The organism is Hymenobacter sp. PAMC 26628, from assembly GCF_001562275.1.
Classification (GTDB): domain Bacteria; phylum Bacteroidota; class Bacteroidia; order Cytophagales; family Hymenobacteraceae; genus Hymenobacter.
This window is the reverse complement of record NZ_CP014304.1, coordinates 2,274,724-2,290,067: the sequence shown is the minus strand read 5'-3', so window position 1 is coordinate 2,290,067 and position 15,344 is coordinate 2,274,724. Positions and strand designations below refer to the sequence as shown.

Below are 15,344 nucleotides of genomic sequence, written 5' to 3'. Positions count from 1 at the left end.
CAGAACGTCACTGGCCGCCGGCCCGCCGCTTTTCCTCTTCCGCGCCGTCCGCGCGGCGGCTGGCGGCCGCTTGGCTGCGCCCCAGGCGGTAGCTGAACGTGAGGGCCGCGACCCGGGAATCCCGGCTTTGCGTGAAGGCATCCACGTAGTTGTCGTAGGTGGAAGTGGCGATGTTCCGGTTGGTGTACAGGACATCGGTGACGTTGAATTTGAGGGTGCCTTGGCCCTTCAGCAGGCTTTTTTGGGCCCCGATGGTCAGGTCGCCGTTGGCGCGGGAGGTGATGAAGCCGTAGACTTCGGGCGATTGGTAGGTGGCGCTCAGGTCGGCGCTCCAGCCGCGGCCCAGCGCGAGGGTGTGCGTGCTGCTCAGATTGACGGACGGCTGGGCCCGGTTGAGCGTCGTGCCGGCCAGTTCCCCCGTAAAACGGCTGTAGTAGAAGACGGCGCTGTTGTACACCGACCAGGCTTTGCCAAGCGTCAGCGGCACCGTCAGGGTGAGGGCGGCGTAGTGCTGGGGCCCCAGGTTGACGGGGCGGGCCAGCACGAAGCGGCTCGTGGCAGTGGCGGGCTGCACCACAATCAGGATGGGGTCTTGCGTGCGGCTGTAGCTCAGGCCGACGGTATATTTCTGCCGGAACGTGTGCGTCACTTCGGCGTTGTAGCTGGTTTGGGGGAGCAGGGCGGGGTTGCCCGAGCGGTAGGTGGTGGCGTTGAGGTAGATGCGAAAGGGGTTGAGCTGGTCGTAGCCGGGGCGGTCGAGGCGGCGGCTCAGCGCCAGCGTCAGCTCGTGCTGGGGCGAAAACGTGTACTTGAGCGAGGCACTGGGAAACAGTTGAACGTACTGGCGGTCAAAGCGCTGGTTGCCCACTGCCTGCACGCCCTGGGCAGTGGTCTGCTCGCCCCGCAGGCCCGCTTGCCAGGTGGCCCGGGCCCCGGTTTGCTGCCAGTTGAGGTAGGCCGCCCGGATGGTTTCGGTGTAGCGGAACTGGTTGGTTTGCACCGTATCCAGGGTGGTCAGCCCGTTGGTGGTCTGCTGAAACACGGCGTCGTTGCGGGACTGCACCCGGCTGATTTTGAGTCCCCCGGACAGAAGCCGGCGGCGGGCTAGGGGCTGCGTGTAGTCGAACTGACCCGTTAGCAAGGTGAGGCGGCCCGCTTGGTCGCTGGTTAGCACGGTGGGGGCCCCACGGCCAGCATCGGGCAGGGCCGACAGGCCTTGCTGCCGGCCGAGGCGGTACGCGGCGTAGTTGGCGTCGGCCGTCAGGGCGCGGCTGTTGCTGGAGTCCGCGAAGGCGTGCCGTAGGTTCAGGTTGGCGGCCAGGTTGGGGGTAGCTGCGTTGCGGTAAGAGCCCGATACCATCGCGCGGCTGGCGGTCCCGTTGGCGTCCAGCAGCGCCACCGCATTTGTTCCTTGGCCGGTGCTTTGGGCCGCCTGGCCGGTGAGGACCGCGCCCAGCGTGGTGCGGCGCGTGAAGGAGTAGTCCACCCCGGCTTTCCAGTTGTGGGCCAGGGTGCGGGTGGCGGTGTAATCTTCTTGGTCGCTGCCCGCGGTGGGCTGGCCTTGGTCGTAAAAAACCCGGTGGCTGGTTAGGCGCAGGTACGTGGTCCGGTCGGCATAGGTGTAAGCGCCATACGCATTGGTTTTTCCCCGCCGGTAATTCAGCGTCGCCCCCGCGGTCAGGCGCCCGTACACCCCGCGCCCATAGCCCAGGGTGGCGCTGCCGTTCGCGCCCTGGCGCTGGTCTTTCTTGAGGATGATGGCGATGACGCCGGCCGTGCCCTGGGCGTCGTAGCTGGCCGGCGGGTTGGTAATCAGCTCGATGCTTTTGAGCTGTTCGGCTGGCAGCGTGCGCAGGTAGTCGGCTAGCTCGGTGCCCGTCATGGGCTGGCGCTTGCCGTCGATGAGCACCAGTAGCCCCTGCCGGCCGCGCAGCGCCAGGTTGTCGCTGCCGTCCACGGTCACGCCGGGGGCCCGCGCGAGCACGTCGAGCGCCGTATTGCCAGCCGCCAGCAGCGAATTTTCCACATTAACGACGGTGCGGTCGGCAAGGTGCTCGAACAACGGTTTCTGGCCCACTACTACCACCTCCTGGAGGGCCGTGGCAGCACTGGTACGCAGGGCCACCGCGGGCAGCACCAGCCCCGCGGCGGGCAGCTCAAACGGGGCGCTCCAGTAGCGCTCGTAGCCGACCTGCGCCGCCGATGCCAGGTAGCGCCCCCCGGCCGGTGCCCGCAGCGCAAAGGCCCCCTTGGCATCGGTGAACTCCGACTTCACCACGGCGGAATCCGTCGCCCGGTGCAGGGTGATGGTGGCAAACTCCACGGGGGCCCCGGCGGGGTCGCGCACCGCGCCGGTGATGGGCGCCGCGCTTTGGCCAAAAGCCGGCAACGCGCCGGCCAGCCACCCGCACAGCAGTATACCCGCTCGCCACCGCCGGCGCGGGGGGAGAGTGAAAGCCGCCAGGCAAAGCACCTGGGCCGAAATGACCGGGCCGGGCCCCCGCTCACCGGGGCTGTGGGGGCCCCTGGCAGCTCCTAGCGGGCCTGGGCAAACGCTATTACAAGGGCGAAAAAAGGGGAGGGGGAAGCAGGAGCGCACGGCAGGCAGCGGGCTAGTGAAACGATGCCGCAAAACTCCCGCCGCCCCCGCGTTCCCCTGCCCCAGTGCATGCGTTGGCCTGCCCCAATCTATGATTTGGGGCGGCTCAGCTCGCTGGGTGCCTGGCCCACCACTTTCTTGAATACCCGGTTAAACGTTGAGCGTGAGTTGAATCCGCTTTCCAGGGCCACGCCCACCAGCGAGTAGTGCGCGAAGCGGGGGTCGGCGAGCAGGCGCTGGGCCTCCCGCACCCGGTACGCATTCACGAAGTCGTTGAAGTTCTGGCCGCAGCCGGAATTGATGACTTTGGACAGCAGCCCGGGCGTAATGCGTAGCCGCTTCGCCACCTCGGTCAGGGTCAGCTCGGGTTCGAGCCAGGGCTGCTCCTCGGCCATCAGCGCCAGCAGCTTATCGCGCCAGGCCAGCAGCTCCGGGGCCAGTTCCGGCGCCAGCCGCTCGGCCGCGGGCGCCGCTGGGGCCCCAGGGGGTTCGGCCACCAGGGCCGGGCTCAGCGCGGCCGTGGGTTCGGGCACAAGGGCCGGGCCGGGGTCGGTGCCGAAGCGCAGCGGGGTAGTGGCGGCGGCGTAGTTGGCTTGCAGGCCCACGGCAACCAGCCAATAAACCAGCAGGCCGCGCAGGAAAAAGTAATTCCAGGAAGCCGCGTCGCTCAGGCCAAATTTCCAGTCCACCAGCGTGAAAAGCTGGCTCAACACCAGGGCCAGCACCTGCACCAGCAGCAGCTGCCGCAGCCCGGCAAAGCGCAGGCGCTCGGTGTCCGAAAAGTTGTCCTGGAGGTAGCGGGTGTAGCGCCGGTAGTCGGCCAGCACCCGCCAGCAATAGGCTGGCAGCAGCACGTATTGCAAATAGCCGAGGTAGTGGCGGAGGGCTTCCACCGCGCCCAGCGCCGGCCCCTTGGTGCCCGCCTGGGGCAGGTGCTGGCCGCGCCCGCCGGATAGCCACAGCAGGTCGTAGCCCAGGGCCCCGGCCATCAGCCCGAGTTGCAGCAGGCCCGGCAGCAGGTGCCACCAGGCCCGGGGCCGCAGCCGGAATTCCTGGTTGGTGAGGCTCCGAAAATAGAGGTAGTAGGCCGGCCCCAAAAACAAGTTGAGCTGCCAGGGCACATAAAGCATTGCCGTCGCGTACCCCTTGGGGCCGTCGTACCAGCCGGCGTAACCCAGCATCTGTTGCGCGATGCTCAGCGTGGGCACCAACAGCAGCAAGGCCAGGAGCGCATCGGCCAGGGTGCGGCGCCGCAGGGCGCGCAGCAGCAGCCAGCCCGTGGCAATGAGGCCCGTTGCCACGGCGGGTAGGAGCAGCGAGCTGTGCGCACCGAAATTAAATAACATAGCTACTAGACTTGTTCTTAAACACGAAAAAGCGTGCGCATTATGGTGTGCCTTCTCCGGTCCTGCTGCGCCTGTCGAAGCACTTCGGCCGCTTCGTTGCCGGCGGTACTGGTCGCGGGCGTGGTAGCGATGCTTCGACAAGCTCCCGCATAACCACCTCTTTTATTCCTGGTCAATTCAAAAACAAGTCTACTTTATTTTGCTGAATGGGTGGCCGTGTGCCAAGCCGCTTGCCGCTGAGTTGAACACTGCGCGCTGGGGCCCCGGCGCCGCAGCCCGGGCCCCGCGCCTAGCCGCGCGTGCGTGGGCTGCGTATGCAAGCCATGCAATCCTTCGCGCACCTTTTCAATGGAATCGGCCTGCTGGCCGCCGCCCTGTCGGGCCTCACGTTTTTTCCGCAGGTGGTGCACACTTGGCAGAAGCGCTCGGCGCAGGGCCTCTCGGGCTCAATGCTGGCGGTGGGCGGGGCCAGCATGGCGCTGTGGCTGGCCTACGGGGCCTATACCCACAGCGTGCCCATCTTATTGGGCAACGGCTGCAACCTGTTTTTTACCCTGGTACTGGTGTTTTTTAAGTGGCGCTACCGGGCGGCTCCGCCCGTGGCCCCGGCCGTATCCGCAGCCTAGCGGCGGCTAGTGAAAGGTGCCGTTGTGCCCGTGGCCGTCGTCATCACCCTCGTGGTCATGGCCATGGCCGTCGTGGTGGTGATGGCCAGCGTTGGGCTTGCCGAAGTAGTTGAGCAGCGCGCCGCCGGCGTAAAATACCAGCCAGCACACGTACAGCCAACTGAAGCCCGCGGGCACGCGCCCCACAAACACCGCCAGGATGAAGTGGGCCCCGGCACTCATCAGCAGCCCGGTCACGGCCACGAACTGGAAGCTGTTGAGGGCAGAAGGGCGGTAAAGTTTGGAGAAGTCCATGGCGGGCACAAGCAAAAACGACCGGGTTTGTTTGGCGGCCCGGGGCCCCGGCGGGGGCTAGGCGTGCAAAAATAGGGCCCCCAGCGCCGCGCGCTGGCCGGGCGGCAACGCAACCGCGCCGGGGGCGTACACCCCGTAGATTCTCTTCATCCTAATCCGCCCTTTCGTATGATACTTGACAGCCTCTTTGGCAACGACGACCAGAAAGACCCGCAATCGGACCGCGACACGCCGCAGGACGAGCAGCAGCAGAAAGAAAAAGAGTACAAAGCCGACCAGAGCAACGGCAAGGAGATTAACGATGCCTCGGCCGCCCGCTACACCGGCGCCCATGGCTACACCCAGCGCTCGGGCCAGAAAGACCAGCTCGAAAACCTGCACATCGGCGGCTCGGAAAGCACGCCCCAGGGCGGCACCGAGCACGACGCGGCCAACGAGCAGCAGCAGGGCCCCGGCTTCGAAGTAGAGGGCAGCTACGAGCTTGACCACGACGTGCGCACCAAGGAGCAAAAGTTTGGCGAAAGCGCCCCCAGCGGCCCCGCCAGCACGCCCCAGGACATGTAATTCCCAATACTGAAGTAACACAAACGGCCTTTCCCACGCGGGAAAGGCCGTTTGTGTTACCCTAATCGTCGTGTTGAGCGCAGCTGTAGCATCTTCCCTGCTGCCTAAATTGATTACTGCTGCGGCAGAGATGCTTCGGCAAGCTCAGCATGACGTATTAGCGCATCTGAAACAATAAAAAACCGCCGCTACTCCGCCGCCGTGGGGCCCCCGAAGCGGCGGCCGAACAGGAAGAACACCGGCAGCCCCAGCGCTACCAGGCCCAAGCCGCGGCGCGAGTACTCGGCCGTGTCGGGGGCCACAAGCAGCACCACGCAGAAGGCCGCGGCCAGTACGATGTAGAGGAGCGGCACCACGGGGTAGCCCCAGGCGCGGTAGGGGCGGGGCGCGGCGGGCCGGGTGCGGCGCAGCACAAAAATGCCCACGATGGTGACCACGTAAAACAGAATCACGGCGAACATCACGTAGTTGAGCAGTTGGCCGTAGCTGCCGCTTAGGCACAGCAGGCTGGCCCACAGGCACTGGGCCCACAGCGCCCGGCTGGGCACCCCAGCGGGGTTGAGGCGGGCCAGGCCGGGAAAAAACAAGCCGTCCTTGGCCATGGCGAAGTAGGCCCGGGCCCCGCTCAGGATGATGCCGTTGTTGGCCCCGAACGTGCTGAGCATGATGAGGATGGCCATCACGTAGGCCCCCGGGGCCCCCAGCACCGACTCGGCCACGGCGGTGGCCACGCGGTCGTCCTTGGCGTACATGATGCCGCGCCCGGCCACGGTGGCCGCGTCGGGCGAGCCGGCCAGCGGCAGCACCAGCAGGTACACGATGTTCAGCAAGATGTAGAGCGCCGTGACGATGCCCGTGCCGATGACCATGCTGCGCACCAGCGTGCGCTCGGGGTTCTGGATTTCCTCGCCCGCGAAGCCGATGTTGTTCCACGAATCGGACGAAAACAGCGAGCCCGACATGGCCATGCCGATGGCGATGACCAGGGCCCCCGCGCCCAGCGGCAGGGCGGGGCCCCCGGTGGCGGGGTGGCGCGCGGCGGCCCACACGTCGTGGAAGTTGGCCTGCACGGCGGCGTGGTCGAGGCCCAGCGCCACCCCGAACACGATGAGCAGCGCCAGCGCCACCAGCTTGGTGCTGCCCAGCACGTTCTGGATGAGCTTGCCCGTGCGCACGCCCTGCGCGTTCAGGGCCGTGATGCCCACGATGAGGGCAATGGCCACCAGCTGCGCGCTGCTGACCGCCAGGGGCCCCACTTGAAACAATACGTTCGTCACGCTCGACCACGGCCAGAGCACGCCCAGGAACTTGGCGAAGGCCACGGCCACGGCGGCAATCACGCCGGTTTGGATGACGAGGAACAGCGTCCAGCCGTAGAGGAACGCCACCAGCCGCCCGAAGGCCTCGCGCAGGTACACGTACTGCCCGCCTACCTTGGGAAACATGGCCGCCAGCTCGCCGTAGCTCACGGCCCCGGCCGTGGTGATGAGGCCCGTGAGGAGCCAGACCACCAGCAGCCAGCCGGCGGTGCCCACCTGCCGGGCAATGTCGGCCGAAACGATGAAAATGCCCGAGCCAATCATGCTGCCCGTGACGAGCATGATGGCGTCGAACAGCGTGAGGGCCCGCTGGAAATGGGGCGGGGAAGGGGGCGTAGCGTCGGCCATAGAAAAACGGAAACGGAATTAAGCCCGCAAGCTACGCGCTGGCGGCGGCAAAGCCCGGGGCCCCAGCGCGGCACCGGGTACCAAAAGTGGGCCCCGGTGCCGCGCTGGCCGGCCGGAGGTTTTTTCGGGCTTTGCCAGCAAAGCCCGGGGGCCCGGCGCCGACAGAATGCGCTGGCGGATTTCCAATTACTTTCACCGCCGGGTTTTGGGTAATCCAAAGCTCCTCATCCACTTGCTGCTGGCTGCTTATGCTTCGCTGGACCAAAGCCCTGCTCGCCCTGTGTCTCGCCGTTGCGCTGACCTGGGGACTGAACACCAAGCACGGCGACTTGCCGCCGTTCGGGAAGCTGCTGAGCCCGTTCCGGGGGTTCTGGCAAAACGGCGAAACCGCCGATGCCCAACCCGGCCCGCAGACGCTGCGCCTGCCGGGCCTGCACCAGCCCGTGCAAGTGCGCTTCGACGACCAGCGGGTGCCGCACATTTTCGCCCAGAACGACCACGACCTGTACTACGCCCAGGGCTACTTCACGGCGCGGGACCGGCTCTGGCAGATGGACTTCATTGCCCATGTAGCGGGTGGGCGGCTCGCGGAAATTGTGGGGCCCGCCCGCCTGGAAACCGACCGGTTTTTCCGGCGCATGGGCTTGCCGTTCGGGGCCCGCAAGTCCTTGGATTCGGCCATGACCAACCCGGTAACGCGTCTCGTGCTGACGTCGTACTCCGACGGGGTGAATGCCTACATTAGCACGCTCACCCCGCAAACGCTGCCCTTCGAGTACAAGCTGCTCGACTACGCGCCCGAGCCCTGGGAGCCGCTGAAAAGCTGCCTGATTCTGAAGTACATGGCCTTCGACCTGAGCGGCCGCTCCGACGACCTGCGCATGAGCAACGCGCTGGCCCGGTACGGCCCGGCCGTCATCAAAGACTTGTTTCCCGATTACCCGGTGCAGGAAGAACCCATTGTGCCGGTGGGCACGCCGCTGGATTTTCAGCCGCTGCCGGTACCGGCCACGCCGCCGGGCTTCGCGGCGGCGCTGTCGGGCAAGGTGCCCCAGAACGAGCCGGACCCGGAGCTGGGCTCCAACAACTTCGCCGTGAGCGGGGCCAAATCGGCCACGGGCTTTCCGCTGCTGGCCAACGACCCGCACTTGCAGCTGGACCTGCCCAGCATCTGGTACCAGGTGCAGCTGGCCGCGCCCGGCGTGAACGTGTACGGGGTGAGCATTCCGGGCACGCCGACGGCCATCATTGGCTTCAACGAGCACGTGGCCTGGGGCGTCACCAACGTGGCCGCCGACGTGCTGGACTGGTACCAGCTTAAGTTCAAAGACAACACGCGGCGCGCGTACTGGCACGATGGCCGCTGGAAGCCGGTGCGCCGGGTGGTGGAGCGCATCAAGGTGCGCGGCCAGCCCGACCGGCTCGATACGGTGCTCTACACCCACCACGGCCCCATAGTCTATGATAAGCCGGAGAAGCCCTTCCTGGCCGGCCAAACGCCCATTGCCCACGCCATGCGCTGGACGGCCCACGACGCGGCCAACGAGTTCCAGACCTTCTACCGCCTCAACCGGGCCCGGACTTACCAGGACTACACCACGGCCCTGAGCACCTACGGCGCGCCCGCCCAGAACTTCATTTTTGCCAGCGATGCGCAGGACATTGCCCTCTGGCCCAACGGCCGCTTCCCGCTGAAGTGGCGCGACCAGGGCAAGTTCATCCTCGACGGCACCGACCCGGCCTATGACTGGCAGGGCTGGATTCCGGCCGCCCAGAACCCCCACGTGAAGAACCCGCCGCGCCAGTTTGTGGCCTCGGCCAACCAGTTTTCGACGGGCCCCGACTACCCGTATTACCTGAACTGGGACTACGGCAACGGCACCTACGACCGCTCGCACCGCCTCAACGAGCGGCTGGCCCGCATGACCCGGGCCACGCCCGACAGCCTGCGCATGCTCCAGAACGACAACCTCAACGTCACGGCCCGGCTCTTGCTGCCCCAGCTGCTGGCGCTGGCGGCGGGCCCCGCCAACGGCGACACGCTGGTGGCGGCCACCGCGCCCGAGGCCCGCGTGCTAGCCGAGCTGCGCCGCTGGAATTATATGTACGACGCCAACGCGCTGGCTCCCAGCGTGTACGATTTGTGGTTCGGCAACCTGGTGCAGCGGATTTGGGGCGACGACTTCGGGCTGCAAGCCACCGGCCTGGAGATGCGCTTCCCCGCCCGCGACCGCACCAAAACGCTGCTTTTGCACGAAGCAAACAGCCCCTGGGTGGATGACCGCCGCACGCCGCAGCGCGAAACGCTGCCGCAGCTGGTGCGCCGCAGCCTGCGCTTCGCCACTGACTCGCTCACCCGCAAGTACGGCCCCCTGGGCCCCAAGTGGGCCTGGAAAAACCAGAAGAGCACCGACATCCTGCACATGCTCCAGCTGCCCGGCTTCGGGCACCTGGACCTGGACTGCGGCGGCGGCGCGGGCATCGTGAACGCCACCACCGGGCGCACGGGGCCCTCGTGGCGCATGGTGGTGGCGCTGGGGCCCCAAGTGCGGGCCTACGGCGTGTTTCCGGGCGGCCAGAGCGGCAACCCCGGCTCGGCGGCCTACGACAATATGCTGGAAACCTGGCGCGTGGGCCAACTCAACGAGCTGGTGTTTCTGCGCTCGGCCGGCGAAGCGAACCCCCGCGTGCAGGCCACCTGGACCCTGGCAAACTAATTTTTCCCGGCCGTATGCGACTATTTCTCTCGATTTTCATCCTGGCTCTGCTGGCGCAGCTTTTCCTGCCCTGGTGGACGATTGCGCCGCTGTGCTTTGGGCTGGCGGCGGGCCTGGGGGCCCCGGGCGGCCGCGCGTTCGGGGCGGGCTTTGCCGGCATTGGCCTGGGCTGGCTGCTGGCCGCGGCCTGGCTGAACGTGCGCAGCGCCAGCATCCTGAGCCACCGGATGGCTCAGCTGCTCCCGCTGGGGGGCAGCGGCTGGGCGCTGGTGCTGGCCACGGCCCTGGTGGGCGGGCTGGTGGGCAGCGTGGCGGCGCTGGCCGGCGCTTGGGCGCGGCAGGCGGCGCGCAGCCCGGTTCCAGTTGCAGGCAGGTAAATGGGTTGTTAGTTGCTTGTTGTTAGTTGTCAGTTGTCAGTTGTTAGTCAATCGATTACTGACAACTAACAACAAGCAACTAACAACTTAAACGCCTCACCGCAGCCATCTTTGCAGGTGGGGTGCCGCTGCCCCGCTTTTGCCCGCCGCGTATGTCGTTTACCTGCTCACCGAAGCGCTTGGCCCGGCCCGCGCTGGGGGCCCTGTGGCTGCTGGCCGCGCCCGCCGGGGCCCAAACGCAGCCCGCGCCCCGCGCTGCCATCGCCCAGGTGCTGGCCACCCAAACCGCCGCCTGGAACCGCGGCGACATCCCCGGCTTCATGCAGGGCTACTGGCAGTCCGACTCGCTGGTGTTCATCGGCAAAAAGGGCCTCACCTATGGCTGGCGCCCCACGCTGGCCAACTACCAGAAAAGCTACCCCGACGCCGCCGCCATGGGCCGCCTCGGCTTCGGGGCCCTGCGCATCACCCCGCTGGGCCCCGACGCGGCCGAGGTCGTCGGCGCCTGGCACCTGGCCCGCCCCGCCGCCCTAGGCGACCTGGGCGGCCACTTCCTGCTGGTGTTCCGGTGCATCCAGGGCCGCTGGGTCATCGTGGCCGACCACACGTCGTAGCGGCGGGCGGCGGGGAGCGTTTTTGAAAAAAAAGCGCTTTCAAGCTCATCTGTGCAGTATTTATAGGCAACGGTGGGGTGGGTGGGCACGTTTAGGGGCCCGTACCCATTCCACTTTACTTCGCCGAAAGGCGAGCGCCTACCGCATCATGGAAGACAAGCAGAACATCAGCCGCCGCAAAGTTTTGGGCGGCTTGGGCGTGGGCCTGGCCACCGCCGCCCTGGGCCCCGTGCTGGCCGCCGACGCCACGCCGGCCCCGGCCGGAGCGCCCGCCGCGCCCTTGCAGGACCCGACCACCAAGTATCCCAAGCCCCCGTTCAAGGGGCAGTCGCAGCCTTGGCCCGGGCTGGCCAGCCAAATGGATCCGCGCCCCGACCATGGCGAAACCAGCTACAAAGGCTCGGGCCGCCTGAAGGGCCGCAAGGCCCTGATTACGGGCGGCGACTCGGGCATGGGCCGGGCCGCGGCCATCGCCTACGCCCGCGAGGGGGCCGACGTGGCCATCAACTACCTGCCCGCTGAGGAGCCCGATGCCAAAGAGGTCATCGCCCTCATCAAGGCGGCGGGTTGCAAGGCCGTGGCCATTCCGGGCGACTTACGCGACGAAGCTTTTTGCCAGCGGCTGGTGGCCGAGGCCGTGCGTCAGCTCGGCGGGCTCGACATCGTGGTGAGCAACGCGGGGCGGCAGCAAGCGCACGAATCGATTTTGGACATCTCCACCGAGCAGTTCGATTGGACGATGAAAACCAACATCTACGCGCCCTTCTGGATCATCAAGGCTGCCCTGCCGCACCTGCCGCCCGGGGCCGCCATCATCGCCACCACCTCGGAGCAGGCCTACGACCCCTCGGCCAATCTCTACGATTATGCCCAGACGAAGGCCGCGACCATGAACTTTGTGAAGTCGTTGGCCAAGCAGCTGGGCCCCAAGGGCATTCGTGTGAACGGCGTGGCCCCGGGGCCCATCTGGACGCCGCTGCAAGTGAGCGGCGGGGCCACCCCGGATAAAATCAAAACCTTCGGCGCCGACACGCCCCTGGGCCGGGCCGGGCAGCCCGCCGAGCTGGGCTCGATTTACGTGCAGCTGGCCGCCAGCGACGCCAGCTACGCCACGGGCCAGGTGTACGGCTCGGCCGGCGGCAAAGGGCAGCCGTAGCGGCCAGTAGCTTCCGGGAAGCCTGCCAGGGGGCGGGTGGTCGGCTGAAGACGTATTCAAGGCGTTTTCAGCCGCTCACCCGCCCCTTTCGTGCATTTTTGTAACTCCCCAAACGGCGCCTACTTCTCGGCGGCCAACCGCTTCAACCGTTCCAGGAGCTGGTCCAGGCCCTGCCGCGACAGGTAGCGGCCGTCGGCCACCACGGCGGCGATGCGCCGGGTGTTGGCGATGTCGGCCAGCGGGTTGGCGCAGCATATTAGCGGCTCCCCGCCCTTGCCTGTTGGGGCCCCCGTTACAGCGCGGGCACTTGCGCAGTTACTTTTCGGCAAAAGTCCTGAAACGCTTTTTCCACCTTGGCCTGGGTGGCGGGTGGGCGGAGCGGGGTGCCTCCCGTGGCGTGCTCCGGGCGGGAGTGCTGTAGCCAGGTCACGGCGGCGTCCGTGTCATCGAAGCTGGTAACGGCGGGCCCTGGCAGCCAGTTCAGCACCGTTTGCACCAGGAATCGGCCCTGGAGCGATGATGAGGTTACCCACGCGACATGCGTGATACCGGCTAAGGTTACGTGCGGCAAAAATTCGGTGGCCAGCCAAGCCGCCACGCTCCAGCTTACACCCGTTATCTGCGCGTTGCTGTTGAGCACCCGCGGGTACGGCCGGATCAAGAAGCAGTTAGCTACTTCCAGGCAGGCGGTTTGCACGTCCAGCAGCGTCAATTCGCCTTCCCAGTCCAGGAATAGCCACTCGTTCAGCGAATCGTAGTAAATCGAAACACAGACCGTTTTGCGCATTAAATGCAAACGCATAATATTATAAGAATAAATTAACTGAATACGCTACACCCGCTCCGCGCAAAGTATTTATATAACAGACTTGTTCCCGAATAAGAAATGGCTGAAAATTTGCGTCCCTTTGGGCAACTGGGTGGGCTATTTGGCTTGGCCAAGCCAGTATCCTCAGGTTCTTGGAGCAGCTACCGTTTCTGGCTCCAAATACGGCTTGGAAAACATCCTATTTCTTATTGGGGAACAAGTCTAACCTGTACAAGGTACTTGATAATAAACTAAATAACTAATTAGCAGATAAATACAATGAACTCGCTAGCATCGGCTGGGGCCTGCGATAAGTGGAGCCAATGGCCTATTTCTCAGCGGCTACCCGCTTCAACTGTTCCAGTAGCTGGTCCAAATCCTGCCGCGACAGGTAGCGGCCGTCGGCTACCACGGCGGCGATGCGCCGGGTGTTGGCAATGTCGGCCAGCGGGTTGGCGCTCAGCAGCACGAGGTCGGCGAGGCGGCCGGGTGCGACGCTGCCGAAGTCCTGGAGGCGGTTATAGAACCGGGCGGGGTTCAGGGTGGCCGTTTGCAGGGCCTCCAGGGGCGTGAAGCCGGCCGCCACGAAGCGCTGCAACTCCAGGTGCAGGCTGGGGCCCGGCAGCACGTCCACGCCGGCCGGCGCGTCGGTTCCGGCCAGGAAGCCCACCCCGGCCGCGTGCAGCTTGCGCACCAGGTAGAGCTCGTGGGTGACGAAGCGGGCGCGCACCGGCCGCGGCTCGGTATCCATGGTTTGCGCGATGCTGGCCTGGGCTTTGGGCCACCGCTGCGCCACCCAGCTGCGGCCGGCGTAGGCCAGGTCGGGGTCTTGCCGCCACGCGATGGAATCGACGAGCCACTGGCCCCGTTCCCAAAACAGGGTTGGGCACTGCCACACCTGGTGCGCCGCCAGCAGCCGCACGGCGGCGGCTTCGCGGGCGGCGTCGTAGGTGGCCAGGAAGCGGCCCGGCGACTTTTCGCCGCCCGCCACGTACTTAGCTTCGTCGGTCGAGCTGGCCTCAAAAATGCCGATTAAGTGCTCGAAGGTGCGCTGGCCGGCGGCCACGGCTTCGGTGGCACTCACGGCGTCGGGCACGTGCCCTTCGAAGGGCAGGCCCACGGCCTTGGCTTCGGCCGCAATGGCGAAATACGCCGCCCGGGGCACGTACGACTGGATTTTAATAAAATCGACGCCCCGCGCCTTGAGCATATCCACGGCCCGGCGGCCCTCCTCGGCGGTAGCCACGGGAATGGCCGCTTTGTAGGGCGACTTGGGCCCGTCGAGCATCGGCCCACTCACCACCAGCCGGGGCCCCAGCCGGCGGTGCGCCGCCACGGCCGCCCGGGCCTGGAGGATGGAATCCAGTTGGCTGCCCATGTCGCGGATGCCGGTGACGCCGTTGGCCAGCAGCAGCGGCAGAATCAGGTCGGTGCCAGCGGCGGCCGTCCCGTCGAAGTACACGTGGGTGTGCATGTCCCACAGCCCCGGGATGAGGTACTGCCCGCGCGCGTCCACCACCCGGCCCGCTTTCGGGTTGGCCTTGGCCGAGGGCCCCACCCGCACGATGCGCGAACCGCTGATAACCACCGTCATATCGGGCCGAATGGCGCCGGTGGCCACGTCAATTATTTTGGCGTGCACGATGGCGAGCTGCTGCGCCTGCGCCGCCGAAACGCTCAGGCAAAGGGTGAGAAACAAGTGCTGGAAAAGGCGCATCAACCAAGGGCAGGAGCAGGTGGAGGGAAGTAGTCGGCTAGCGAATGTAGTGTACATTTCGGGGCCCCGCTCATTGCGAAAAAGTGGCTGGACGCGGCCCCGCCCGAAGCGGCCAGCGACTGTTTATCTCTTATTCCCCGCCGCGGCGGCCGTTTCGACTAAAAGCATGGAAACCTACGTCATAGGAGATATTCACGGCGCGGTGCGGGCGCTGGACCAGGTGCTGGAGCGCAGCCCGTTTCGCCCGGGCATCGACCGCCTCGTGCAGCTCGGCGACGTGGCCGACGGCTGGCCCGACACCCCGGCCTGCGTCGAGCGGCTGCTGGGCATCCCCAACAGCATCTGGCTGCAAGGCAACCACGATTGGTGGGCGGTGGAGTGGCTGAGCACCCAGCTCCCGCTCGAATACGTGGAGCGGGACTGGTACCGGCAGGGCGGTCAGGCCACGTACGAGGCCTACCTGCAACTGCCTTCCGATGAGCGGTACCGGCACTTTCACCAGTTTTTCGGCGAGCAACTGCCGTATTTCGAGGACGAAGCCAACAACCTGTACGTGCACGCCGGCTACGACCCAACCCGGCCCATTGCCCACCAAGACCCGTTCGACCTCATCTGGACGCGCGACTTGTGGGACGGCAACCAGGCCGCCACGGGCTACCACGAATGCTTCATCGGCCACACCTCCACCTGGAACTACAAAAAAGTGCCCTGCCAAACCCACAACGTGTGGAACGTGGACCAGGGCGCCGCCTACAACGGGCGCCTAAGCATGCTCAATGTGCGCACCAAAGAATTTGTGCAAAGCGACCTGGTGCGGGAGCTGTACCCTGGCGTACAGGGCCGTTAGCTGTTGATCAGC

General features: G+C 66.2%; 14 protein-coding genes. 7 read left to right on the top strand and 7 right to left on the bottom strand.

The features are described 5' to 3' along the window. Positions 1 to 7 precede the first annotated feature (7 nt). A complete protein-coding gene (locus AXW84_RS10035) occupies positions 8 to 2,347 on the bottom strand; it encodes a TonB-dependent receptor (protein ID WP_236943296.1) in 2,340 nt (779 codons plus the stop codon). Between the two features lie 341 nt (positions 2,348 to 2,688). Then, the gene (locus AXW84_RS10030) at positions 2,689 to 3,945 is read right to left on the bottom strand and encodes a helix-turn-helix domain-containing protein (RefSeq protein ID WP_068232224.1); all 1,257 of its coding nucleotides are present in this window, start codon (positions 3,943 to 3,945) and stop codon (positions 2,689 to 2,691) included. Between the two features lie 323 nt (positions 3,946 to 4,268). Here AXW84_RS10030 and AXW84_RS10025 point away from each other — a divergent pair, with 323 nt between their 5' ends. Beyond that, positions 4,269 to 4,571, top strand: a complete 303-nt coding sequence (locus AXW84_RS10025) for a SemiSWEET family sugar transporter (protein ID WP_071892640.1) — start codon at positions 4,269 to 4,271, stop codon at positions 4,569 to 4,571. 6 nt (positions 4,572 to 4,577) lie between these two features. Here the strand turns inward: AXW84_RS10025 and AXW84_RS10020 are convergent, their stop codons facing one another. Then, positions 4,578 to 4,865, bottom strand: a complete 288-nt coding sequence (locus AXW84_RS10020) for a hypothetical protein (RefSeq protein WP_068232218.1) — start codon at positions 4,863 to 4,865, stop codon at positions 4,578 to 4,580. A 168-nt stretch (positions 4,866 to 5,033) separates the two neighbouring features. On the opposite strand from AXW84_RS10020, the gene AXW84_RS10015 reads away from it, so the two are divergent. Next, positions 5,034 to 5,429 (top strand): hypothetical protein, encoded by a 396-nt coding sequence (locus AXW84_RS10015; RefSeq protein ID WP_068232215.1) that lies wholly within the window; start codon positions 5,034 to 5,036, stop codon positions 5,427 to 5,429. A gap of 188 nt (positions 5,430 to 5,617) precedes the next feature. On the opposite strand, the gene AXW84_RS10010 is transcribed toward AXW84_RS10015, so the two are convergent. Next, entirely contained in the window at positions 5,618 to 7,096 is a 1,479-nt protein-coding gene (locus AXW84_RS10010; RefSeq protein WP_068232212.1) for an APC family permease, read from the bottom strand. 248 nt (positions 7,097 to 7,344) lie between these two features. On the opposite strand from AXW84_RS10010, the gene AXW84_RS10005 reads away from it, so the two are divergent. The 4 genes from AXW84_RS10005 (at position 7,345) to AXW84_RS09990 (ending at position 11,960) form a co-directional block, all read left to right on the top strand. Next, positions 7,345 to 9,813 carry a penicillin acylase family protein gene (locus tag AXW84_RS10005; protein WP_068232208.1) on the top strand — a complete coding sequence of 823 codons (2,469 nt, stop codon included), beginning with the start codon at positions 7,345 to 7,347 and terminating at the stop codon, positions 9,811 to 9,813. A 14-nt stretch (positions 9,814 to 9,827) separates the two neighbouring features. After that, positions 9,828 to 10,190, top strand: coding sequence for a hypothetical protein (locus tag AXW84_RS10000; protein WP_068232205.1), 363 nt, complete (start codon positions 9,828 to 9,830; stop codon positions 10,188 to 10,190). A gap of 152 nt (positions 10,191 to 10,342) precedes the next feature. Beyond that, positions 10,343 to 10,804, top strand: a complete 462-nt coding sequence (locus AXW84_RS09995; protein ID WP_068232202.1) for a YybH family protein — start codon at positions 10,343 to 10,345, stop codon at positions 10,802 to 10,804. Between the two features lie 148 nt (positions 10,805 to 10,952). Continuing rightward, positions 10,953 to 11,960 (top strand): SDR family oxidoreductase, encoded by a 1,008-nt coding sequence (locus AXW84_RS09990; RefSeq protein ID WP_068232199.1) that lies wholly within the window; start codon positions 10,953 to 10,955, stop codon positions 11,958 to 11,960. A gap of 119 nt (positions 11,961 to 12,079) precedes the next feature. Here the strand turns inward: AXW84_RS09990 and AXW84_RS24770 are convergent, their stop codons facing one another. The 3 genes from AXW84_RS24770 to AXW84_RS09980 form a co-directional block, all read right to left on the bottom strand. Then, a complete protein-coding gene (locus AXW84_RS24770) occupies positions 12,080 to 12,289 on the bottom strand; it encodes a hypothetical protein (RefSeq protein WP_157886929.1) in 210 nt (69 codons plus the stop codon). Next, complete coding sequence (locus AXW84_RS09985) at positions 12,253 to 12,762, bottom strand: hypothetical protein (protein ID WP_157886928.1); 510 nt, start codon at positions 12,760 to 12,762, stop codon at positions 12,253 to 12,255. Before AXW84_RS09985 ends, AXW84_RS24770 begins: the two co-directional genes overlap by 37 nt. Before the next feature lie 334 nt (positions 12,763 to 13,096). Beyond that, entirely contained in the window at positions 13,097 to 14,485 is a 1,389-nt protein-coding gene (locus AXW84_RS09980) for an amidohydrolase family protein (RefSeq protein WP_068232193.1), read from the bottom strand. A 166-nt stretch (positions 14,486 to 14,651) separates the two neighbouring features. Between AXW84_RS09980 and AXW84_RS09975 the strand changes: the two genes are divergently transcribed. Continuing rightward, positions 14,652 to 15,332, top strand: a complete 681-nt coding sequence (locus AXW84_RS09975; protein WP_068232189.1) for a metallophosphoesterase — start codon at positions 14,652 to 14,654, stop codon at positions 15,330 to 15,332. The last annotated feature ends 12 nt before the right edge of the window (positions 15,333 to 15,344 follow it).

Excerpts from the sequence above, each read along its gene's own strand:
- AXW84_RS10030 (WP_068232224.1), bottom strand. The coding sequence starts at position 3,945 with ATGTTATTTAATTTCGGTGCGCACAGCTCGCTGCTCCTACCCGCCGTG.
- AXW84_RS10025 (WP_071892640.1), top strand. The coding sequence starts at position 4,269 with ATGCAATCCTTCGCGCACCTTTTCAATGGAATCGGCCTGCTGGCCGCC.
- AXW84_RS10020 (WP_068232218.1), bottom strand. The coding sequence starts at position 4,865 with ATGGACTTCTCCAAACTTTACCGCCCTTCTGCCCTCAACAGCTTCCAG.
- AXW84_RS10015 (WP_068232215.1), top strand. The coding sequence starts at position 5,034 with ATGATACTTGACAGCCTCTTTGGCAACGACGACCAGAAAGACCCGCAA.
- AXW84_RS10010 (WP_068232212.1), bottom strand. The coding sequence starts at position 7,096 with ATGGCCGACGCTACGCCCCCTTCCCCGCCCCATTTCCAGCGGGCCCTC.
- AXW84_RS10005 (WP_068232208.1), top strand. The coding sequence starts at position 7,345 with ATGCTTCGCTGGACCAAAGCCCTGCTCGCCCTGTGTCTCGCCGTTGCG.
- AXW84_RS10000 (WP_068232205.1), top strand. The coding sequence starts at position 9,828 with ATGCGACTATTTCTCTCGATTTTCATCCTGGCTCTGCTGGCGCAGCTT.
- AXW84_RS09995 (WP_068232202.1), top strand. The coding sequence starts at position 10,343 with ATGTCGTTTACCTGCTCACCGAAGCGCTTGGCCCGGCCCGCGCTGGGG.
- AXW84_RS09990 (WP_068232199.1), top strand. The coding sequence starts at position 10,953 with ATGGAAGACAAGCAGAACATCAGCCGCCGCAAAGTTTTGGGCGGCTTG.
- AXW84_RS09985 (WP_157886928.1), bottom strand. The coding sequence starts at position 12,762 with ATGCGTTTGCATTTAATGCGCAAAACGGTCTGTGTTTCGATTTACTAC.
- AXW84_RS09980 (WP_068232193.1), bottom strand. The coding sequence starts at position 14,485 with ATGCGCCTTTTCCAGCACTTGTTTCTCACCCTTTGCCTGAGCGTTTCG.
- AXW84_RS09975 (WP_068232189.1), top strand. The coding sequence starts at position 14,652 with ATGGAAACCTACGTCATAGGAGATATTCACGGCGCGGTGCGGGCGCTG.